The organism is Pseudomonas sp. H2_D02 (assembly GCF_054677635.1).
Map to the genome: position 1 here is coordinate 5359697 of NZ_CP162816.1, position 22191 is coordinate 5381887.

Sequence of the window (22191 nt, forward strand, 5' to 3'; positions counted from 1 at the left end):
GCCCATTTTCCCGATCCGAGGGTCTTATGGGTATCGCTGCCAGCGAACTGCGTCGATATGTGATCCGCCCGACGCTCCTGTACCTGGGGAGCCATAGCACCACGGCGGAAGCCTTGTTGCTGGGGATTGCCGCCAGCCAGTCAGGCTTGGGCGCCGCCTTGCATGATCGCCGCGGACACGGTTTGTACCGGATCACCGAACCTCGCCATCAAGCCCTCTGGGACGACTACCTCGCCCTCGACCCGGAACGTGCCAGCCTGGTGCGTGGCCTGGCGAGCCAGCACGCTTTCCTCAGCGGCCCTCATCTGGAACTCACCGTCAACCTGCGCTACGCCACGGCCATCGCCTGGTTATTGGTGGAAGAACACGCCACCCCGCTCCCCAACGCCGACGATCTGCTGGGCATGGCCCGGATCTGGCGCCAGGTTTTCCACCCTCCAGGCCGCCTAAGGGACTTTACCTGCGCCTGGCAAAATTGTGTCTCACCTGTGAATCAGGTCGCCTGCTGAACGGAAAAATGGAAACTTCCTACAAATGTCATGAATTTGGTCGGATTGTCCTACAAAACCCCTCTAAAACAAGCGATACAAGCTATAGCGCTTGCACGAAAATGTTGGTAATTTTCGCCTCGGTGATCACCTGGAGTTCTAACAATGAAAAAAATGATGCTCAAAACCACCCTTGGCCTTGCCGTGACCTTGGCATCCACCCAACTTTTTGCCAGTGGCTTTGCCTTGAACGAACAAAGCATCAGTGGCATGGGCACTGGCTTCGCGGGTCGTTCTTCTTCTGCCGATGATGCAAGCACCGTGTTCGGCAACCCTGCCGGCATGTCGCGCCTCAAGCGTCAACAAGTCACCGGCGGTTTCGCTGCCATCGACGCCTCCACCGATATCAACGATGCCAGCGGCAGCCGCTCCGGCACCAACGATGGCGACATGGTTCCGCTCACCGGTGTTCCGATGGGCTATTACGTCAAGCCTATCGATGATCAGTGGGCATTCGGCCTGGGCGTGTACGCGCCGTTCGGCCTGATCACCGACTATGAAAACAGCTTCCAGGGCCGCAACTTCGGCAGCAAGAGCGTAGTGAAGGTCGTGACCTTCCAGCCAACCGTCAGCTATGCCTTCAATGACAAGGTATCGATCGGTTTCGGCCCGACCATCAACCGGATTTCGGGTTCGTTGGAGTCGGCGCTGAATACGCCGTTTTCGCCTAACGACGGCAATGTCAAAATCAAGGGCGACGACATCGGCTACGGCTATAACATCGGCTTGCTGGTCCAGGCCACCGACACTACCCGCGTCGGCCTGACCTACCACTCCAAGGTCAAGTACAAGCTCGAAGGCCACACCGAAGTAAGCCCTGGTGCTGGTACGCCTGGCTTCCTGCTGAGTGGCGCGCGCTACGACGCCTCGCTGGACATCACCACGCCTGAGTCGGTGGACTTTTCCGTCACCCAGGAAATCAACGATGCCTGGACCGTCTACGCCAAGCAGCACCTGGACTCGCTGGAGCCGCCTGAAAGACATCACCGTGAACAATGACGTCACGGGCGGCGGCGCATTGAACCCAACCCTCTTCGGCACCATCACCGAAGAACAGAACTGGCACGACACCTGGGCCTACGCCATCGGTACCTCCTACCAGCTGAACAAGCAGTGGGTACTGCGCACCGGCCTGTCCTTCGACCAGTCGCCGACCAACAACACCGACCGCTCGCCACGTATCCCTACCGGTGACCGGACCATCTTCAGCCTCGGTGCCGGCTGGAGCCCAACCGAAGACCTGACCATCGACGTGGCGTATTCCTACCTCAAGGAAGAAAAAGTCAACGTCAACAGGACCAACGCCTTGGGTCAAGCCTACAGCGCTGAATACGAAAACAGCGCCAACGGCTTCGGTGTCGGTGCAACCTATCGCTTCTGATGATTCACGGCGAGGTTGAACACCTCACCCGTTGAAGCGAAAAAAGCCCCGCACTCTGCAAAGAGGCGGGGCTTTTTTCGTAGCTGAAGATCAGGGTTTGGAAGCGATGGCCGCCTCTACCGCCTTGATGAAATCAGGATCATCAGGCTTGATCCGGCTGGAGAAACTGCCGACCACCTTGCCTTGGCGATCAACGACGTATTTATAGAAATTCCATTTCGGCGCGCTGGATTGCTCAGCCAGATGCTTGAACAACGGTATGGCGTCCGCGCCTCGCACCGGTTGCGGCTCGGTCATGGTGAAGGTCACGCCGTAGTTGACGTAGCAGACCTTGGCGGTCTCTGCGCCATCCTTGGATTCCTGCTTGAAATCATTGGACGGTACGCCCAGCACTTCCAGCCCTTCGCCTTTGTAACGCTGGTTCAGGGCTTCGAGCCCTTTGAACTGTGGGGCGAACCCACAGAAGCTGGCGGTGTTGACCACCACCAATGGCTTACCGGCGAAGCGCTGGCAAAGATCGATGGTTTCCTTGGCCCGCAATTTGGGTAATTTGCCTTCCAGCAACGGCGGGCAATCAGCCGCCCATACTTGCCCGGTCACAGCGAGCAACAGGGCGGGAACAGCAAGCCAGCGCATCAGCATCTCGGATTTTCCTTGTAAGCCTGTCAGACCAAGACGTTACTCCGCCATGCCCAGTGCCGTCCACACGTCAGCAGTTGCCCATGCCCAGTTGCATCAAAGCCAACCCGCCCTGGTGCCAGCCCCACCAGGCGAGCGCCAGCAGCGCAGCAGCGCCAGCCACGATCAACCAGGGACCGACGAGACTCATGCCGCACCGACCTGGGCTTGCAGGCGCGCCACCGGGCGCTCACGCACCGGCCAGTTCAATGCCGCCGCCAGCAGGCTGAGCAGGATCGAGACTTGCCAGATCAAGTCATAACTGCCAGTCCGGTCGTACACCACCCCGCCCAGCCAGCCGCCCAGGAACGAACCCAACTGGTGGAACAGGAACACGATCCCACCCAGCATCGAGAGATTTCGTACACCGAACAACGTGGCGACCGTTCCGTTGGTCAGCGGCACCGTCGACAACCACAGCAAACCCATCGCCATGCCGAACAGATAGGCCGTGGTGGTCGTTACGGGCAGCCACAGGAACAAGCCGATCACCACCGCACGCACCAGATACAGACCAGTGAGCAGGCGCGGCTTGGACATGCGCCCGCCCAACCAGCCGGCGGTGTAGGTGCCGAAGATATTGAACAGCCCGACCAGCGCCAACACGGTGGTGCCAACGCTGGCCGGCAGGTGTTGGTCCACCAGATAGGCCGGCAGGTGCACGCCAATGAACACCACCTGGAAACCGCAGACAAAAAAGCCGACCGCCAGCAACCAGAAACCGGAATGACTGCACGCCTCGCGCAGCGCCTCGGACAAGGTCTGTTCGTTGCCGCTCAGTGGCGCTAGGCGCATCCTTGAGCATACTGACCAACGGCACGATCAATGCCACCAGCAATCCCAGTGCCAGCAACGCGGCGGACCAGCCGAGCCAGCCGATCAGGCCCAGCGTGCCGGGTAGCATGGCGAATTGGCCGAAAGAGCCGGCCGCACTGGCGATGCCCATGCCCATGCTGCGTTTTTCCGCAGGGACGGCCCGCCCGACCACGCCAAGAATCACCGAGAACGAAGTGCCGGACAGGCCGATGCCGATCAACAGCCCGGCGCTCAACGACAGCGACCAGGGCGAGTCGGCCATGCCCATGAAGACCAGGCCAAGTGCGTAGAGAACGCCACCGATCAACACCACTTTCGCCGCACCGAAGCGGTCGGCCAGTGCGCCAGTAAAAGGCTGCGCCAGGCCCCAGATCAGGTTCTGCAAGGCAATGGCGAAGGCAAACACCTCGCGCCCCCAGCCGAATTCGGCGCTCATCGGCGCCAGGAACAGCCCGAAGCCATGCCGCACGCCCAGGGACAACGCCAATATCAGCGCGCTACCCACCAGGACCCAACCACAGGTACGCCACATCGATGTCATTCTTATTCTCCGGTCGCGGGTATATACCCACTTATCATCGGACGAACCGGCATTACGCCAGCTCATCCAGCAAGGCCAGCAAGGTGGCGCGTTTTTCGGCACCGAGCTTATCGATCAATTTCTGTTGCGCCGCTTCCCAGGCTGGCAGCGCCGCCGCCAACCGGGCATTTCCCGCCTCGGTGAGCACGACGATGCGGTTGCGCAAATCGTCGCCCTCAGCCAGCTTCACCAACCCCTCGCCTTCCAGTACCCGCAGGTTGCGCCCGAGGGTGCTGCGGTCCAGGCCCATGGCCTCGGCCAGAGAGGAAATGCTCGGCTGGTCCAGGCGCGCCAGGTTATTGAGCAGAGAATACTGGGCAACGTTGATCCCGAAGCCATCGAGAGCGCCGTCGTAATACCTGCTGACGCCACGGGCGGCGCGACGCAGGTTGATGCACAGACATTGGGAAGGAAGCATGATGCGTGTATATACCCGCGACTAAATGAATGCAAATTTAAATCAGCGCTGGCCCATCGGCAACATGCCGATTCAGTTAAAGACCAACGCCACCAGAACGGCCATTTCCAGCAGTTCCAGCAAGGCGCCCGCGGTGTCGCCGGTGCAGCCCTGCAGCCTGCGCAACATCAGCTGCCGCAAGCCAATGAAGACCATTGCGGCGACCACCAGTGCCCACAGCCCTGCCCAGCCCATCGCCAGAACGCAAACCAGGGCGCTGGCCAACAGCACCTGCCAACCCGAGCGGCGCGGCAGGTGATCGGCCAGCGCCTGGCCCAAGCCGCCGGCACGCACATACGGCGTCGTGAGGAACAGACCCAGCAAGGCGCCACGCCCCAACATCGGCACGATGAGCAAGGCCAGCGCCTGCCCTTGTTCGATCAATGCCACCAGCGCGGTCCATTTGAGCAGCAACACCAGCGCCAACGTAATTACGGCGATCGGCCCGCTGCGCGGGTCCTTCATGATCAGCAGCGTGCGCTCGCGATCGCCGAAACCGCCGAGCCAGGCGTCGGCGCTGTCGGCCAGGCCGTCCAGGTGCAAACCGCCGCTGAGCAGCACCCACGCCGCCAGGAGCAGCGCGGCATGCAGCAACGCGGGCGCGCCCGACAACAGCGCATCGAGCAAGCACAGCAGCCCCCCGAACAACAGCCCCACCACGGGATAGAACAACAACGAACGACCCAATTGTTCAGGCTCGGGCATGCCCGGCAGGCGAACCGGCAAGCTGCTGAGAAATTGCAGGGCGATCCAAAACGGCAACATCGTCAAACCGCCTCTTCGAGCACGGGACCGGACGACACGGTCAGGGAAAACAGCGCTCCATGGCCGACTTCGACATTCAGCAATTGCTCGCGAGGTAAACCGCGAGCCCGGGCCAGCAGCAAGCGCATCACACCGCCATGACTGACCAGCAGGACGCGCTGCCCGGCATACCCCACGTGCAAGCGTTCGACCGCCGCCAGGATCCGCGTCGAAAACGCCAGCACCGGCTCACCGTCGGGCGGGGTAAAGGCATAAGGATCGGCCCAGAAGCGACCGAGGGCGTCGGCGTCGGTTTCCATCAGCGCCGCCGCGCTGCGGCCTTCCCAGGCACCGAAATGCAACTCCTGCAAGTCCTTGTCCTGATGCACCGGAACACCCAGCCGAGCGCCGAGTTGTTCGGCGAAACGCGCGCAGCGCTGCAACGGCGAGCACACCAGGCGATCCCAAGGCCCGCGCTGCGCCACTGCCGCGTGCATTTGTTCCCAGCCGTTGGCCGTCAAGGCATCGTCGAGGCTGCCGCGCAATCCGCCGCCCAGTTCGGTTTCGCCGTGACGCAACAGGTCCAGGCGCAAGGTCATGCCGGGCGATCCGCCACGGCCGCTTCGGCAAACGTCGCCATCTGCCCGTGAAGATCACAGGCCAGGCGCAACAACGGCACCGCCAGCGCCGCGCCACTGCCCTCGCCCAGGCGCAGGCCCAGGTCCAGCAGCGGTTCCGCGCCGAGGGTTTCCAATACGTGCTTGTGGCCTGGTTCGGCGCCGCGGTGACCGAACAGCAGCCATGGCCGGCATTCGGGATTGAGGCGCACCGCCACCAGCGCCGCAACGCTGCAGATGAACCCATCCACCAGCACGGCGATGCCCTGCTGGGCACAGGCCAGATAAGCGCCGGCCAATGCCGCGATCTCGAAACCGCCAAGGTTGAACAGCGTCTGCAACGGGTCGTTGCCTTGGGCGCCATGCAGCGCCAGGGCGCGCTCGATCACTTGCGCCTTGCGGCTGACTCCCGCCGCATCCAACCCCGTCCCCGGACCGACCAGATGCGCCGCCGCGCAATCGAGCAAGGCGCAGGCCAGCGCACTGGCCGCCGTGGTATTGCCGATGCCCATCTCGCCGCCAATGAATAATTGCGTCCCGCTCGCCACGGCACGCATCACGCTGTCACGCCCGGCTTGCAAGGCCTGTTCGCCTTGATCCAGGGTCATCGCCGGCCCTTGGACGAAGTTCGCGGTGCCAGGGCCAAGGTTCAAATGGCGCACGCCGGGCAAGTCCAGCGAAGGTGTCACGGTGCCCAGGTCCACCACGTCCAGCGAAGCCTCCAGTTGCCGTGCGAGCACGCTGATGGCCGCGCCGCCGCTGACAAAATTGAACAGCATCTGCCCGGTGACTTCCTGTGGATACGCCGAGACCCCTTCGGCCACGACCCCATGGTCTCCGGCAAAAATAGCGATCCAGAGCCGATCCAGGCTTGGCTTGAGCTGCCCTTGCAGGCCCGCCAGTTGCACCGCCACCGCTTCCAGGCGCCCGAGGGAGCCGGCCGGCTTGGTCAGTTGTTGCTGACGGGCCGCGGCCTGCTCCAGCGCCAGGGTGTCAACGGGCTTGCACGGATCCAGCCACCAGCGATGATTCATAACGCAGTTCCTTTCAGAGTCAGGGGCAAGCCTGCAACGGTCAGCACGACGCGCTGACAACGTTCGGCCAGGGCTTGATGCAGCCATCCGGCTTCATCGACGTAACGACGGGTCAGTTCGCCCAGCGGCACGACGCCCATGCCGGTCTCGTTGCTGACGAATATGACTTCGCCGGGGAGCGCGCTGATGCAGTCCAGCAGCGCTTCACGCTCGGCGATCAACCGTTCGGGATCGTCGAGCATCAGCAGGTTGGTCAGCCACAGGGTGAGGCAGTCCACCAGCAGGCATCGATCGGTCGCGGCGTTTTCCCGCAGCGCCTGCGCCAGCGCCAACGGTTCCTCCACCAACGCCCATTCGGCCGGACGCCGGGCGCGGTGTTGGGCGACACGTTGGTTCATCTCGCCGTCGAGGGGCTGGCTGGTGGCGATGTAGGTCACCGGCAAGCGTGTATCTGCCGCGAGTTTTTCGGCCAGGCGACTCTTGCCGGAGCGGGCGCCGCCCAAGATCAATTGAAGCATGGGGCATTACCTTTTGTTTGGCGTATGGCGACTGTCCTCATCGCGAGCAAGCTCGCTCCCACAGTTTGAAATGCATTCCCTTGTGGGAGCGAGCTTGCTCGCGATGAGGCCAGCCTAGCCAACCTAGATCCCACAGAGTTCACGCAGCAACCCGGTATCGAGATGCCGCTCCACCAGGTCCGCCAACCGTTCGATATCTCGCTCGCGCAAGCCGTGGTAATCCACCGCCTGTACGTCCTCCAGACCCGACCAACGCAGCAACGCGCTGCTGGCCGCCGGCGACTCGAACAGCCCGTGCAGATAAGTCCCGACAATCTGCCCGTCCAGGCTCCGAGCGCCATCGCAACGGCCGTCATCGAGATGCACCGCAGCATGTTCCAGAGCGGGGCCGAGGGTCACGCCCGCATGGATCTCGTAGCCGCTGACCTCGGCGTCTTCCAAAGCCAACCGCCCGCGGACGTTGCGCAGTTGCTTCTCGCGTTCCAGAGTCGTTTCGAAATCCAACAGGCCCAGCCCGGCGCTGGAGCCCGCCGCGCCTTCCAGGCCGAGCGGGTCATGGACGTGCTGGCCAAGCATCTGCAGACCGCCACAAATACCCAACAACTTGCCGCCGTAGCGCAGGTGTCGATGGATCGCCGTTTCCCAGCCATTGGCTCGTAGAAAGGCCAAGTCGCTGCGCACACTTTTGGAACCGGGCAGGATGATCAGGTCCAGCCGGCGGGATGACCTGGCCGGGGCCGATGAATTGCAAATCGACTTGCGGATGCAGGCGCAGCGGATCGAAATCGGTGTGGTTGCTGATGCGCGGCAGGACCGGCACCACCACCTTGAGCACTTGTTCGGCCTTGTCGGCCTGACGCCGGTCGAGGCCGTCCTCAGCTTCCAGATGCAGGTCCATCACGTAGGGCAACACGCCGATCACCGGTTTGCCGGTGCGCGCTTCCAACCAGTCCAGGCCGGGCTGAAGCAAGGCCAGATCACCGCGAAAGCGGTTGATGACGAAGCCCTTGACCCGCGCCTGCTCGCTGGGCGAAAGCAGTTCCAGGGTGCCGACCAGATGGGCGAATACCCCCCCGCGATTGATGTCGGCAATCAGCAATACCGGGCAGTCAACCGCTTCGGCGAAGCCCATGTTGGCGATGTCTCCAGCCCGCAGGTTGATCTCCATCGGCGACCCAGCGCCCTCGACCATGACGACTGGATACGCCGCGCTCAATCGCTCGTGGGAGGCGAGCACCGCCTGCATCGCGATGGATTTGTAATCGTGATAAGCCACCGCGTTCATGGTGGTGACGGCGCGGCCATGGATGATGACTTGCGCGCCGGTGTCGCTGTTGGGCTTGAGCAGGACCGGGTTCATGTCGGTGTGCGGTTCGAGGCCGCAAGCCTGGGCCTGGACGGCCTGGGCCCGGCCGATTTCGCCGCCGTCGGCGGTCACTGCGCTGTTGAGGGCCATGTTCTGCGGCTTGAACGGCACCACGCGCACGCCCTGGCGCTTGACCCAGCGGCACAGCGCCGTGACCAGGGTGCTTTTGCCGGCATCGGAGGTGGTGCCCTGCACCATCAAGGTCGTCATTGAATGTCCTTGGCGTAGGCTTCGAAAGCCTGTTCCAGGCGCAGGAATTGCGCGTCGTCAGCCGGCAGCCCAAAGCGCAGGCTGCTGGTCTCGGTGAAGAGCCGCAGGAGAATGCCGCGATGGGCCATGAATTCGTAAAGCGCCTGGGCATGTTCGGTGACCAGCCACTGGAACAATGCACAACCGCCCTGGGGCTTGAAGCCGTGGCGTTCCAGCGTCATGGCCAGGCGCTGGCTGGTTTCTACGCAACGCTCGCGCTGCCGTGCATGGGCTTCGGTGTCGAGCAGACAAGCTTCACCCAAAACCCGGGTCGGCCCGCTGATGGCCCACGGCCCGACTTGCTCGGCGAGTAGCTTCAGCAAACGGCGCTCGGCCAGGACGAACCCCAGGCGAACCCCGGCCAGGCCAAAGAATTTGCCGAACGAGCGCAACACGATCAGCCCGACCTGATGGGCATGGGCGCTGAGGCTCAGGTGCGGCGTGATGTCCATGAACGCCTCATCCACCACCAACCAGCCGCCGCGCTGGGCCAAACGCGCATGCCAATCGAGCAAGCGTTCCGGGCTCAGGCTCAGGCCGGTGGGATTGTTCGGATTGACCACCACCAGCACGTCGAGGCTGTCGAGGAAGAAGTCCACTTCCGTCTCCAACACTTCGCGCACGATGTAACCACAGCGGCGCCAGGCTTCGGCGTGCTCGGCGTAGCAGGGCGACAAGACACCGACCTTGCCGGCCCGGCGCAGGCGCGGCAACAGTTGGATGGCCATCTGCGAACCGGCCACCGGCAACGCATGCGTCGCTTCGTAGTAGTCGCAAGCGGCCTGCTCCAATCCATCGTCGGCCTCGGGCAGGCGCGCCCAGGCTCGCGGCGGGATTGGCGGAATGTCGAACGGCCAGGGCGCCAGGCCGCTGGACAGGTCGAGCCAATCGGCCTCGGCAATGCCGTATTGCCGGGAAGCGTTGCGCAGTCGTCCACCATGCTCAAGCATAGAACTCGGCTCCGAGGCAGAGAATCAGCAGCCATAACCATACGCCGCGCTGCACCAATTGCCAGCCGCGATCAATGGAATCAGCACTCGCCGGCACACCTTCGCCCAGCGGCGGACGCTGATGCAGTTCGCCGTGATACACCGCCGCGCCCCCCAGTTCCACGCCCAGCGCACCGGCGCAGGCGGCCATCACCGGCCCGGCGTTGGGGCTGTCCCAGGTCGGCCCCTGGGTTCGCCAGCATTTGAGCGCCAGGCGGGTCTTGCCGAGGACGGCGTAGGTCAACGCCACCAGGCGCGCGGGAATGTAGTTGAGCACATCGTCGATCTTTGCCGCCGCCCAGCCAAAACGCTCGAAGCGCTCGTTGCGATAGCCCCACATGGCGTCGAGGGTATTGCTCAAGCGGTACAGCACCACGCCGGGCGCACCGGCCACCGCGAACCAGAACAACGCCGCAAATACCGCATCGCTGCCGTTTTCCAGCACCGACTCGGTGGCGGCACGGGCGACCGCGGTTTCGTCCAGCTCAGCCGTCTGGCGACTGACCAGATAACTGACCCGCTGGCGCGCCTCGTCCAGATCGCCACTGCGTAACGCCCTGGCCACCGGCTCGACATGCTCGCCGAGGCTGCGCAAACCGAGGGCGCAGTACAACGCGAGGATGTCCACCAGCCAGCCCACCAAGGGTGCCCAGGACAAGGCCGTGGCCAGCAAGGTCAAGGGCAGCACGGCGATGATCCACGCCGTAACACCGTGACTGCGCCAGCCACGCCCACCGGAATTGAAACGTTGTTCGATACGGCTGGCGAAACCGCCGAATGCCACCAGCGGATGCCAGCGCCGGGGCTCGCCCAGCAACGCATCCAGCGCCACTGCGGCGGCGCTGAGCAACGCTACGCTCATGGGCGCACTCCCCAGTGATTTTCATAAAGCAGTTCATTGAGCGGACGCGGTTGCGCCCAGCCTTCCAGGGCGAGCATTGGCGCCGGATAGAAACCTTCGACTGGGCCAAGACACAGAATCGCCAGGGGCTTGGCGCCTGTGGGCAACCCCAGCAGATCCGCCAGCGCCTGGGGTTCGAACAACGACACCCAGCCCATCCCCAGCCCTTCGACGCGAGCCGCCAGCCATAAATTCTGGATGGCACAGGACAGCGAGGCCAAATCCATTTCCGGCAACGTCCGACGCCCGAAAATGTGCCGCTCGCGGTCATCCATCAGCGCCGCCACCAGAACTTCGGCACAGTCGTTGATGCCTTCGACCTTGAGTTTCATGAACTCATCGCTGCGCTCGCCCAGGGCTTCGGCGGTGCGGATGCGCTCTTCTTCCACCAAGTGCTGGATCTCGCCCCGCAAGGCGCGATTGCTGATACGGATGAATCGCCACGGTTGCATCAGCCCGACGCTGGGGGCCTGGTGCGCGGCTTCCAGCAGGCGGCGCAGTAATTGCGGCTCGACGGTGCCGCCGTTAAAATGGCGCATGTCACGGCGTTCGGCGATGGCGCGGTAGACGGCTTCGCGTTCGGCCAGGGAGAAATCGTTGTCAGTCATGGCCTCTTCGCGAGCAAGCTCGCTCCCACACCGGTAGGCGTTGTACTTGAGATCACACGATCCCCTGTGGGAGCGAGCTTGCTCGCGATAGCGACCTGAAGATCAGGCGCAAACAACGCGGCAACCGCCCTCGGATTGGACGGAAAATAGAAATGGACGTAGGAAGCCGTCATTCGTCCTTGTCGGAAAACCGCCTCCGCTCCCCGTCCGCCATTGGGGCTGTGCCCACGGGCAATCGGCTCAAGCTCGGTACTGGTCAGCGAATGATGGTAGGTATGCCCGCGCAGGGTACCTTCCGGCAAATCCACCGATTGCAGCGCGAGGGCGGCCAGGCGCTTCTGCATCTGCGCATCCCCGGCCAGCAAACCCAGCAGTTCGGCGCGGACGCCTTCAACGTCGGTCAACGAATCAAGCAGATACAGCATGCCGCCACATTCGGCGAGCAGCGGTTTGCCGGCCGCATGGTGGGCACGGATCGCTGCCAGCATCGGCGCGTTCTGCGCCAGGGCGACGTGGTGCAGTTCGGGATAACCGCCAGGCAGATAAAGACTGTCCGCCTCTGGCAATTGGGTATCGTGAATCGGCGAAAAGAAACTCAACTGCGCGCCCATGGCCCGCAGCAGATCGAGGCTCGCGCCGTAAGTGAAGGCAAACGCCTCGTCCCTGGCGACAGCGATGCGCACACCGTCGAGCCACGGCTCGACAACGGTCATCTCCGGAGCCGCGAATTCAACGCTGGGCGGCAGAGCCACTTCACAACTGCTGGCCAACGCCTCGGCGGCAGCGTCCAGGCGAACGTCCAGGTCGTTCAACTCACTGGCCTGGACCAGCCCGAGATGACGGCTTGGCAACTCGATGCCGGTTTCCCGTGACAACGCGCCATACCAGCGCAAGCCCTCGGTCAGGCTGCCTTCGAGCAATTGCGCATGACGCAAGGTCCCGACCCGGTTGGCCAAGACCCCGGCGAACGGGAGGTCCGGTTGATAACGCGCCAGGCCCAGGGCCAAAGCGCCGAAGGTCTGGGCCATGGCCGTGCCGTCGATCACCGCGAGTACCGGCACGCCGAAATGCCGCGCCAGGTCGGCGCTGGACGGCGTGCCGTCGAACAGCCCCATCACGCCTTCGATCAGGATCAGGTCCGCTTCGGCGGCAGCCTCCCACAACAGCCGGCGACTTTCCTGCTCGCCGACCATCCACATGTCCAATTGATAGACCGGCGCGCCACTGGCTCGCTCAAGGATCATCGGGTCGAGAAAGTCCGGACCACACTTGAACACCCGCACCTTGCGCCCCTGGTTGCGGTGCAACCGTGCGAGGGCGGCGGTGACGGTGGTCTTGCCCTGGCCGGAAGCCGGGGCGGCAATCAACACCGCCGGACAATGGCGGCTGGTCATCGGCGCATCGCTCACAATTCGACGCCTTTCTGCGCCTTGATGCCGGCCTGGAACGCATGCTTGATCATGCCCATTTCGGTCACGGTATCGGCCAACTCGATCATCTCGGGCTTGGCGCCGCGACCGGTCACCACCACATGCTGCATGGGCGGTCGGGCTTGCAGATCGCTCAGGACTTGATCGAGGTCTAGGTAGCCGTGCTTGAGGGCGATGTTCAGCTCATCGAGTACCACGAGGCCAATGGCCGGGTCGCTGAGCAACTGACGCGACACAGCCCAGGCGGCTTCGGCGGCGGCGATGTCGCGCTGGCGGTCCTGGGTTTCCCAGGTGAAGCCTTCACCCATGACATGAAAGCGCACCTGCTCGGGGAAGCGGCGGAAGAACAGCTCCTCGCCGGTGCTGTTGCGCCCCTTGATGAACTGCACCACGCCGCATTGCATGCCATGGCCCATGGCCCGGGCCAGCATGCCGAATGCCGAACTGCTCTTGCCCTTACCGTTGCCGGTCAGCACCAGCAGCAGGCCGCACTCGTTCGGCGAGTTGGCGATGCGCTCGTCAATCACGGCTTTCTTGCGCAGCATGCGCGCCAGGTGGCGTTCGTCGCGATCGGGCGTGTCGGTCATGGGGGAGCTCTCCGTTGGGACTGGATAACGGCGGGCGGGCAAAAAAAGGACGGCAATGAGCCTGGCATCGCCCACCGTGATGCCGTTGGATGAATCAGGCCGGTCTCCGGGCTCATGAGCGGCATAACGCCTGGCTGCGCGCCTTCCCATGTCCTGGAACACAGTGGCTTAGGCACAGCGTTGACTCATTTACCGTTGCGGGGGCAGCGCCGGGTTTGTGTGCACGCACCGGCTTCCCTGTTTCACCCTATCGGCCATTGCCATAGAGCACCTGAAACAAGCCGCGAAGGTTAGAGGGTTGGGGGTGGAGCGTCAATTAAAGCCGCGACGGCCATCACCTGGGACATTGGCCCGGATCAATAAACTGACGTCAATCTTGTGTGATGCTGCGGCAAGTGATATCAAAGAGACACCATGACCCGATATCACAAGAACAAGAGGGCAAACGCATGCAAGGCATGATCATCAGCAATCCGAAGCTGGAATTCCTGCGCCCGGTGTTGGAACGCTGGTTCGACTGTATCGACCGCTACAACGCCGTGCGCGGCGATAGCGACACACCTTATTGGCACGATGAAAAAGCCAACCTCGGGTTGCTGTCGGCCGCCGCCTGGATGGCTGAGATGGTCACGCTGCAGGACGCGTCCACGCGCAAACAGAACGAAGAAGGCGAACGCAACGCCCGCGCCGACCTGTTGATTGCCAGTACCGATGAACGCGCCTTCATCCAGGCGACCCAACGCTGGCCGAAGGTCAACAACCTGAACCTGACCCAACCGCTGCTGGAAGCCACCAGCGACGCCAAGCGCATCAGCTATGCCAGCGACTTGAAGCTCGGCTGCCTGTTCGTCGCCCCGCAAAAAGCCCAGCAGAGCGCCACGCCCGAAGAACTGCAGGACATGATCGATGACCTGCAGAAAGAAAACACCTGCGCCGTGGCCTGGTATTTCCCCTATGCCTATCGCAAATTGCGCAACGAAACCGGGCACTATCACCCTGGCGTCGCGGTGCTGTTAAAGCAGGCCCATGGTTGATCTAGTGGAACCTGTGGGAGCGGGCTTGCTCGCGAATGCGGTGGGCCAGTAGGCATAAATAGTGACTGACCCACCGCATTCGCGAGCAAGCCCGCTCCCACCCAGATTTCACTTGGCTAAGCGGCCGCCCGCCATTGAACCATCCCACGTCTACGCTTCTCTATGAATAACACCATGCATTCATAGGGAAGCCCGCATGCTCAAGCCCTCTCATCTTTTGATCGTCGCCCTTGCTACAGGGCTAGTCGCTTGCGGCGAGTCTTCCACCTTGCAGGTTTCCGATGGGATCGGCCCGTCGCCGAAACTGCCCGAGCCGAACAAGACCCTGATCCCCACGGTGAATATCGCCGAAGCCGTCGGCTGGCCGGACGGCGCCAAGCCAACCCCGGCCCAAGGCCTGAAGGTAGTGGCGTTCGCCGAGGGGCTGGATCATCCACGCTGGCTCTATGTCCTGCCCAATGGCGATGTATTGGTGGCGGAAACCAACGCACCGCCCAAGCCCGACGATGCCAAGGGCATTCGTGGCTGGGTCATGAAAAAAGTCATGGGACGCGCCGGCGCTGGGGTGCCAAGCCCCAACCGCATTACGTTGCTGCGCGATGCAAACCATGACGGCGTTGCTGAAACCCGGACGATCTTCCTGGAAAATCTCAACTCACCGTTCGGCATGACGATGGTAGGCAATGAGCTGTACGTGGCCGATACCGATCGGTTGATTCGCTTCCCTTATAAGGAAGGCGACACGAAGATCACGGCACAGCCGACCAAAGTGGCCGATTTGCCGGGCGGCACGCTCAACCACCACTGGACCAAGAACGTGATCGCCAGCCGGGACGGCAGCAAGCTGTACGTCACCACGGGCTCGAACAGCAACGTTGCGGAAAATGGCATGGAGGCGGAAGAAGGCCGCGCGGCGATCTGGGAGGTGGACCGGGCCACCGGCGCTCATCGCATTTTCGCCTCGGGCTTGCGCAACCCCAACGGCCTCGCATGGGAGCCCCGCAGTGGCGCGTTGTGGACCGCGGTAAACGAACGGGACGAGATTGGCAGTGACCTGGTGCCGGACTACATCACCTCGGTGAAGGATGGCGGCTTCTATGGCTGGCCCTACAGTTATTACGGGCAGAACGTCGATATCCGGGTCGAGCCACAAAACCCCGAGCGGGTGGCCAAGGCCATTGCCCCCGACTATGCCGTCGGCCCTCACACGGCGTCATTGGGCCTGGCCTTCGCCGAAGGCAGCACCTTGCCCGCGCCCTTCACCGAAGGGGCCTTCGTCGGGCAGCACGGCTCCTGGAACCGCAAGCCCCACAGTGGTTATAAAGTGATCTTCGTCCCGTTTAGCGCAGGCAAACCGGTGGGACAACCGGTGGATGTACTGACCGGTTTTCTCAACGCAGACGAAAAAGCCCAGGGCCGGCCGGTGGGCGTAGTGATTGATAAACAGGGCGGGCTGCTGGTGGCGGATGACGTGGGGAACAAGGTCTGGCGGGTTTCGAAGAACTAAGAACCGGAACCGAACCGTGGCGAGGGAGCTTGCTCCCGCTGGGCTGCGTAGCAGCCCCAAGCTTTTAGCGGTTGCTGCGCAACCGAGCGGGAGCAAGCTCCCTCGCCACAAGAGCCTCTCCAGCAGAGTCGATATTCTTAATCGTCAGGGATTACGCGCCAGATGCTCAGGCTGCAACACGCGCTTGGCGCCCAGGTAGGCTTTCTGCCAATAGGCCTTGGACAGGCTGTCCAACTTGACCGTCCCGCCCGTGGCCGGCGCATGGACGAAACGCCCTTCCCCGACATAAATCCCGGCGTGGCTGACCTGGGAGCCGCCATTGGTGGCGAAGAAAACCAGGTCGCCGGTCTCCAACGCATCCTTGCCGACCTCCGGCGCTCGCATGCTGATCATTTCCCGGGTGGAACGCGGCAGGGAAATACCGGCGGCGTCACGGTACACGTAGCCGATCAAGCCACTGCAATCGAAACCTGAATCCGGCGTGTTGCCACCCCAGCGATAGGGCGTTCCCACGAGCCCCAGCGCGCGGAACAGCACGTCTTCAGCGGCCGGAGACGAAGGTTGGGAGGGAGCGAATACCACCGGAGCCCGCACGGGTGCGGGTGGCGGAGTACGACTGGCACATGCGCTGAGCAGCGCGGCAAGGAGCATGAGAGCGAGGCGGGCCGACGTCGACATATGCAGAACAATCCTGATCTGGATGCGGCTTTTTCTGCCGTGGAGATGGAAACAAATCCGCCCGCGTAATACGCAGGCGGATTGCCATCAATCAATGATCAAGGATTCTAGCGGCTATGGGGCAAACTTCAAGTAAGACTTTAAGTTTGCCCTACAAACTGTGCGCTTACTTGCGAGCGGTGACCACGGTCGGTGCCATGGCGAGGGCGCGCTTGGCTTCGAGGAAGGTCTTGCTCCAGTAGCTGTCGCCCAGGCTGTCGATTCGCACCCCACCGCTGCGGCGGCTGCTGGAGTGGATGAACTGGTTGTCACCCAGGTAGATACCGGCGTGGCTGACACGACCGCGACGACCGTTGGTGCTGAAGAACAGCAAGTCACCCGGTTCCAGCTGATTGCGTGCAACCAGTGGGGCGTTCACGTTGATCATTTCGCGAGTGGAACGCGGCAGGTTCATGCCGGCCTCTTCGCGGAACAGATAACCGATGAAACCGCTGCAATCGAAGCCGGCTTCAGACGTACCGCCAAAACGATAACGAGTACCGATCAAGGACATGCCACGTTCCAGGATGCTGTCTGCCAGCACTGGAAGCTGATAAGGCTTGCTGTCGGCGAACTCTGCCAGCTCTTTGTCGGTGGCCATTTCTTCCTGGAACGCAACGGAGGAAGACTGGGCGGTTACGGAATTCTTGACCTGTACTTGCGGCGCTTGCTGGGACACTGGGGAGTGGGCAGCGCAACCGAACAACAGGCTAACGAGTGCGAGAGGCACGAGGGGTGCGAAGCGATTTAGCATGGGCACGACCGTGGCTGAAGTAGTAAAGATGGCGAGACTATGCCTTCTATCGTCCTCATTTGCAAATTCAATCGATGCAAATGTGACTTCTCGGTTTTACGTTTACATCTAAGCGCTTAAGCCCCATTTAGAACGTCACGCAGCCTGCAACCCAGCAGGACCGCGGGTTTCGCCGCGCCCAGAGCAGGCTATAAGCCACTATTTGCGCCGGTCCTACCAGCCCAAGGTTTCTTTCAAAAAAGGAATAGTCAGCTTGCGCTGCGCCTGGAGGGAGGCCTGGTCGAGGCGTTCGAGCAGCTCGAACAACGCGCTCATGCTGCGGGTGCCTCGGGTGAGGATGAAATGCCCGACCTCATCGGTCAGGTGCAGGCCACGGCGGGACGCGCGCAGTTGCAGCGCCCGCAGCTTGTCTTCATCGGAGAGCGGGCGCATCTGGAAAATCAGCGCCAGGGTCAGGCGGGATTTCAAGTCAGCCAGTTTAACCGGCAGCTCTCGCGGCGACGTGGATGCCGCGATCAACAAGCGCCGCCCACTGTCGCGCAACCGGTTGAACAGGTGGAACAGCGCTTCTTCCCAATCAGCCTTGCCGGCCACGGCCTGGAGATCGTCCAGGCAGACCAGTTCGTATTGTTCAAGGTTGTCGAGAATTTCAACACCGCGATCAAGCAGCTCGGCCAGCGGCAGGTAAACCGCCGGCTCGCCCAGTTGTTCGAATCGCAGGCACGCAGCCTGCAGAAGATGCGTGCGCCCTACTCCATCCTTGCCCCACAGGTAGATCAGGCTCTCGGTCCAGCCAGCGTCGGCTTCGCAAAGCCGCTCGACATAGCCGAGTGCAGCGGCATTGGCGCCTGGATAGTAGTTGATGAAGGTGGCGTCATCACGCAGACGCACACCAAGGGGCAGCTGAATCGGTTTCATGCTGACTGAACAGTTCCAAAGGAACCATTAGTGGCCTCTGTGTAAAGTTCGCAAAGTTTATACCCGTGACGCGGACCGCACAATGCGCCGGACCACGAGGAAAATCAAAGGTTTGCAGCGACAAGGGCGCGCAGCGTCAGTTTCCCTGACACCGCGCGCGCCCTTGGCCTTACAGGTCGGGGTCTTCGACGCCGCTATAGATGTCCGAATCCTTGTACAGATCGTGCACGTGACGCACCAGCACCATGATCACCGCTGCCACCGGCAGCGCCAGCAAAATCCCGGTGAAACCGAACAACTCGCCACCGGCCAGGATCGCGAAGATCACCGCCACCGGATGCAAGCCAATGCGATCGCCTACGAGCAGGGGCGTCAGTACCATGCCTTCCAGGGCCTGTCCAACCATGAACACCGCCACGATGCCGACCATGGGGTACAAGTCGCCGCCGAATTGGAACAGCCCGGCGACCAAAGCCGCGCCGATGCCGATGACAAACCCCATGTAAGGCACGATGGCCGCCAACCCGGCGATCATCCCGATCAACAACCCAAGCTCCAGCCCCACCAGCATCAACCCGGCCGCATAGATGAAGCCCAGCGCCACCATGACGAGCAACTGCCCGCGCACAAAGGCGCCCAGCACCTCATGGCATTCGCCGGTCAGGGTCATGATGCGCTCTTCGCGATGACGCGGCAGCAGGCTGCGGATCTTGGCCATCATCAAATCCCAGTCGCGCAGCAGATAGAAACTCACCACTGGGATCAACACCAGGTTCGCCAGCCAACCGATCAACGCCAGGCTTGAAGCCGTGGCCTGGCTCAACACAACGCCGACGATATCGGTGGTCTGGCCCATGTGCTCGCTGATGGCAGCCTTGACCCTGTCGAATTTCCAGAAGCCGTCCGCCAACCCCAGCTTCGACTGCACCCATGGCACCGCGCTGTGCTGGAGCCAGTCGAGCATCTGTGGCGCCAGTTCATACAGGCGAAACAGTTGCTTGGCGAGCATGGGAATCAGCACCAGCAACAGGGCGCTGACGATCAAGGTAAACAGAGCGAACACCGCCACTACGCCCCAGGTCCTGGACAGCCCGAGCTTCTCCAGGCGATCCACCACCGGATCGAACAGATAGGCCAACAGCAGCGCAACCAGGAACGGCGTGAGGATCGGATGCAGCAAGTAGATAAATGCAATCAGCAGGGCGACCCCACCCAACCAGAACCAACGCCGCGTATCGCCCATGAACCACTCCTGATCCTATATAAAGAAGAAACTACCAGCGGAACCGCAGATTGGCCGCTGCGACGCTGGCTGGGCGGGCGCAACGGTCCCATCGACGGCGGGCTGGGCCGCAGGCGGTGGCGCAACAGCCTCACCGGCGGGGATTTCCTGCAGCTTCGCCAGGGCCAACTGCGCCTTCAACTGCTCGGCACTGCCGTTGACCTTGTAGAAACTCATGTCACCCTCGACCCGCTGCAACTGCCCAGCGAACGGTTCGAGCAACCGCCCCAGCGCCGCGTAACGCTCAAGATTCATGCCCTGCACTTCCAGCAACTGCTCGGTCGCCACGCCCGGCTTGGCCACGAAACGTGGTGCCAGGCGCTGGCTCACCGCCAACATTACGGCATCGGCCAATGCCGCCGGATCAGCCCCTTGCGCGCTGCCTTGTTCGCGCTGGTCGCCCAACCACAGGCGCCAAGTCGCTTGCCATTGGCCGCCCTCTTCTTTCGCGTGGACAGCCAGCAAGGCGTCGGAGCCATAACGCTCCGAAGCATTACGCAACGGGGCCGGATCATTGCCTTCCAGGCTGGGTGCCGTCGCGACAATCTGCTCGCTCAGGTCAGCCAGCGGCAAGTGCAACGGCAAACCCCGGTGCTGAGCGGCACGGCGTAGCGGCGTAGCGCTGCCTTGCCCATCCCCCACCAGGCTGGAACCTTCCGCCGAATCATTCAGCCACCAGGCCAGGATCGAAGGACGATTCGCTCCCCAAAGCGATAGACCCGCCGAGCGCAACGCGCGATCGGTGCTGGCGGGATCGAAGTCCACCTGCAGGCTCTCAGGCGGACCGGCATCGTAGCCGTATTGAAGAATGATTTGCTGCGGGTCCTTGCGGATCGCCGCCAGGCCTGGGTTCTGCGCGGCCTTGGTGTCACCGGTCAGGCGCAGCACCAAGGTGTCCAGGGCTCGCAATGTCGCCTGGTTACGCTCGTCCGGCGCCTGGCTGCTGACCGGCTCACGCACCTGGTAAAGGTTATTGAGGGTTTCGGCATGGCTCGCGAGGCTGATCAGCGACAAGCAGCCAACAGACAAGAATTTGAACAAACGCATGGAAGATTCCCGGACATAACGGCTGGCACCGGCCGTGTGGAGAAGATTGAGCATGGCTGTGACAAGGCACCAGGCAAAACATTCACCTGCCCGATGCAAGTTTCCACGGTCATAACCATAGTCGCTTACCGCTACACCTTATACAGACGCGTCGCACAGTACCAATACAAGAAATATCGGTTTTTTTTGGCGGATATGTCCCTGCCCGTCGGCGCGAGGATGGCCGCTGCTCCACAAGCCTGATAAAATCGCGCGCCTTCGCAGACCGGCAATGGCTGGGCACCCGGAATAATTCGTACAACGGTTATTCAACGGCCCCGGCGATCGGTCGTTACCCAGAAATCCCCCTTTAAAGGCCTGGATCATGAGCAAGCAACCCTCCCTGAGCTACAAGGACGCCGGTGTAGACATCGACGCCGGTGAAGCATTGGTCGAACGCATCAAGAGCGTCGCCAAGCGCACCGCGCGCCCGGAAGTCATGGGCGGCCTGGGCGGTTTCGGCGCCCTCTGCGAGATCCCGGCCGGCTACAAGCAACCGGTCTTGGTCTCGGGCACCGACGGCGTCGGCACCAAGCTGCGCCTGGCCCTGAACCTGAACAAGCACGACAGCATCGGCATCGACCTGGTGGCCATGTGCGTGAACGACCTGGTGGTCTGCGGCGCCGAACCGCTGTTCTTCCTTGACTACTACGCCACCGGCAAGCTGAACGTCGACACCGCTGCCCAGGTCGTGACCGGCATCGGCGCCGGCTGCGAGCTGTCCGGTTGCTCCCTGGTCGGCGGCGAAACCGCTGAAATGCCTGGCATGTACGAAGGCGAAGACTACGACCTGGCCGGCTTCTGCGTCGGTGTCGTGGAAAAAGCCGAAATCATCGACGGCTCGAAAGTCGCGGCTGGCGATGCCCTGCTCGCCCTGCCATCTTCCGGCCCGCACTCCAACGGCTACTCGCTGATCCGCAAGATCATCGAAGTGTCCGGCGCCGACATCGAGAACACCCAGCTCGACGGCAAGCCGCTGGCCGACCTGCTGATGGCCCCGACCCGCATCTACGTCAAGCCGTTGCTCAAGCTGATCAAGGACACCGGCGCCGTCAAGGCGATGGCCCACATCACTGGCGGTGGCCTGCTGGACAACATCCCGCGCGTGCTGCCAAAAGGTGCCCAGGCCGTGGTCGACGTGGCGAGCTGGACCCGCCCAGCGGTATTCGACTGGCTGCAAGAAAAAGGCAACGTCGATGAAACCGAAATGCACCGCGTGCTGAACTGCGGCGTGGGCATGGTCATCTGCGTGGCCCAGGAGCACGTCGAAACCGCCCTGAACGTATTGCGTGAAGCCGGCGAACAGCCTTGGGTCATCGGCCAGATCGCCACTGCGGCGGAAGGCGCTGCACAAGTCGAGCTGAAAAATCTTAAGGCACATTGATGCACG

19 protein-coding genes, 4 pseudogenes and 1 riboswitch are annotated in these 22191 nt (G+C 62.4%); of the genes and pseudogenes, 5 read left to right on the top strand and 18 right to left on the bottom strand.

Annotated features, from left to right (window positions below; all coding sequences use genetic code 11):
• Positions 1-26 precede the first annotated feature (26 nt).
• Both AB4N42_RS24555 and AB4N42_RS24560 read left to right on the top strand, forming a co-directional pair.
• Positions 27-509: a hypothetical protein gene (locus AB4N42_RS24555; RefSeq protein WP_431145870.1), complete on the top strand. Its 483-nt coding sequence runs from the start codon at positions 27-29 to the stop codon at positions 507-509.
• A 144-nt stretch (positions 510-653) separates the two neighbouring features.
• Positions 654-1929 (top strand): annotated as a pseudogene (locus AB4N42_RS24560) (OmpP1/FadL family transporter).
• A gap of 90 nt (positions 1930-2019) precedes the next feature.
• On the opposite strand, the gene AB4N42_RS24565 reads toward AB4N42_RS24560, so the two are convergent.
• From AB4N42_RS24565 to cobO, 13 genes and pseudogenes are all read right to left on the bottom strand, one after another.
• On the bottom strand, positions 2020-2571 hold the full coding sequence (locus AB4N42_RS24565; protein WP_030142380.1) for a glutathione peroxidase: 552 nt from the start codon (positions 2569-2571) through the stop codon (positions 2020-2022).
• Between the two features lie 183 nt (positions 2572-2754).
• Positions 2755-3964: pseudogene (locus AB4N42_RS24570) on the bottom strand (MFS transporter).
• Between the two features lie 52 nt (positions 3965-4016).
• Positions 4017-4421 carry a MarR family winged helix-turn-helix transcriptional regulator gene (locus AB4N42_RS24575; protein ID WP_030142382.1) on the bottom strand — a complete coding sequence of 135 codons (405 nt, stop codon included), beginning with the start codon at positions 4419-4421 and terminating at the stop codon, positions 4017-4019.
• A 72-nt stretch (positions 4422-4493) separates the two neighbouring features.
• Positions 4494-5225 (bottom strand): adenosylcobinamide-GDP ribazoletransferase, encoded by a 732-nt coding sequence (locus tag AB4N42_RS24580; RefSeq protein WP_198798105.1) that lies wholly within the window; start codon positions 5223-5225, stop codon positions 4494-4496.
• Between the two features lie 2 nt (positions 5226-5227).
• Positions 5228-5803, bottom strand: coding sequence for an alpha-ribazole phosphatase family protein (cobC, locus tag AB4N42_RS24585; protein ID WP_030142384.1), 576 nt, complete (start codon positions 5801-5803; stop codon positions 5228-5230).
• Positions 5800-6855, bottom strand: coding sequence for a nicotinate-nucleotide--dimethylbenzimidazole phosphoribosyltransferase (cobT, locus tag AB4N42_RS24590; protein ID WP_460115462.1), 1056 nt, complete (start codon positions 6853-6855; stop codon positions 5800-5802). The genes cobC and cobT overlap by 4 nt, the downstream gene beginning before the upstream one ends.
• The gene (cobU, locus tag AB4N42_RS24595) at positions 6852-7373 is read right to left on the bottom strand and encodes a bifunctional adenosylcobinamide kinase/adenosylcobinamide-phosphate guanylyltransferase (RefSeq protein ID WP_030142386.1); all 522 of its coding nucleotides are present in this window, start codon (positions 7371-7373) and stop codon (positions 6852-6854) included. The genes cobT and cobU overlap by 4 nt, the downstream gene beginning before the upstream one ends.
• A gap of 123 nt (positions 7374-7496) precedes the next feature.
• A pseudogene (locus AB4N42_RS24600) lies at positions 7497-8949 on the bottom strand (cobyric acid synthase).
• The gene (gene cobD, locus AB4N42_RS24605) at positions 8946-9938 is read right to left on the bottom strand and encodes a threonine-phosphate decarboxylase CobD (RefSeq protein WP_198798107.1); all 993 of its coding nucleotides are present in this window, start codon (positions 9936-9938) and stop codon (positions 8946-8948) included. Before cobD ends, AB4N42_RS24600 begins: the two are co-directional and overlap by 4 nt.
• Positions 9931-10839 carry an adenosylcobinamide-phosphate synthase CbiB gene (gene cbiB, locus AB4N42_RS24610; RefSeq protein ID WP_460115463.1) on the bottom strand — a complete coding sequence of 303 codons (909 nt, stop codon included), beginning with the start codon at positions 10837-10839 and terminating at the stop codon, positions 9931-9933. The genes cobD and cbiB overlap by 8 nt, the downstream gene beginning before the upstream one ends.
• Entirely contained in the window at positions 10836-11486 is a 651-nt protein-coding gene (gene bluB / locus AB4N42_RS24615) for a 5,6-dimethylbenzimidazole synthase (RefSeq protein WP_030142390.1), read from the bottom strand. Before bluB ends, cbiB begins: the two co-directional genes overlap by 4 nt.
• Positions 11483-12880, bottom strand: a complete 1398-nt coding sequence (locus AB4N42_RS24620) for a cobyrinate a,c-diamide synthase (RefSeq protein WP_407682845.1) — start codon at positions 12878-12880, stop codon at positions 11483-11485. Before AB4N42_RS24620 ends, bluB begins: the two co-directional genes overlap by 4 nt.
• A gap of 11 nt (positions 12881-12891) precedes the next feature.
• Entirely contained in the window at positions 12892-13503 is a 612-nt protein-coding gene (gene cobO, locus AB4N42_RS24625; RefSeq protein WP_030142392.1) for a cob(I)yrinic acid a,c-diamide adenosyltransferase, read from the bottom strand.
• 80 nt (positions 13504-13583) lie between these two features.
• Positions 13584-13793: riboswitch (cobalamin riboswitch) on the bottom strand.
• 159 nt (positions 13794-13952) lie between these two features.
• Between cobO and AB4N42_RS24630 the strand changes: the two genes are divergently transcribed.
• Both AB4N42_RS24630 and AB4N42_RS24635 read left to right on the top strand, forming a co-directional pair.
• Entirely contained in the window at positions 13953-14537 is a 585-nt protein-coding gene (locus AB4N42_RS24630; RefSeq protein WP_198798111.1) for a hypothetical protein, read from the top strand.
• Positions 14538-14733: 196 nt separating this feature from the next.
• Positions 14734-16044, top strand: coding sequence for a PQQ-dependent sugar dehydrogenase (locus tag AB4N42_RS24635; RefSeq protein WP_460115464.1), 1311 nt, complete (start codon positions 14734-14736; stop codon positions 16042-16044).
• A 144-nt stretch (positions 16045-16188) separates the two neighbouring features.
• Here the strand turns inward: AB4N42_RS24635 and AB4N42_RS24640 are convergent, their stop codons facing one another.
• The 5 genes and pseudogenes from AB4N42_RS24640 to AB4N42_RS24660 form a co-directional block, all read right to left on the bottom strand.
• A complete protein-coding gene (locus AB4N42_RS24640; protein ID WP_030142395.1) occupies positions 16189-16722 on the bottom strand; it encodes a C40 family peptidase in 534 nt (177 codons plus the stop codon).
• Positions 16723-16888: 166 nt separating this feature from the next.
• Positions 16889-17515 (bottom strand): C40 family peptidase, encoded by a 627-nt coding sequence (locus tag AB4N42_RS24645; RefSeq protein ID WP_460115465.1) that lies wholly within the window; start codon positions 17513-17515, stop codon positions 16889-16891.
• Between the two features lie 213 nt (positions 17516-17728).
• Entirely contained in the window at positions 17729-18433 is a 705-nt protein-coding gene (gene hda, locus AB4N42_RS24650) for a DnaA regulatory inactivator Hda (protein ID WP_003178999.1), read from the bottom strand.
• Between the two features lie 169 nt (positions 18434-18602).
• The gene (locus AB4N42_RS24655) at positions 18603-19676 is read right to left on the bottom strand and encodes an AI-2E family transporter (protein WP_181288503.1); all 1074 of its coding nucleotides are present in this window, start codon (positions 19674-19676) and stop codon (positions 18603-18605) included.
• A 31-nt stretch (positions 19677-19707) separates the two neighbouring features.
• Positions 19708-20762 (bottom strand): annotated as a pseudogene (locus tag AB4N42_RS24660) (DUF2066 domain-containing protein).
• A gap of 364 nt (positions 20763-21126) precedes the next feature.
• On the opposite strand from AB4N42_RS24660, the gene purM reads away from it, so the two are divergent.
• On the top strand, positions 21127-22185 hold the full coding sequence (gene purM / locus AB4N42_RS24665) for a phosphoribosylformylglycinamidine cyclo-ligase (RefSeq protein WP_003204658.1): 1059 nt from the start codon (positions 21127-21129) through the stop codon (positions 22183-22185).
• The last annotated feature ends 6 nt before the right edge of the window (positions 22186-22191 follow it).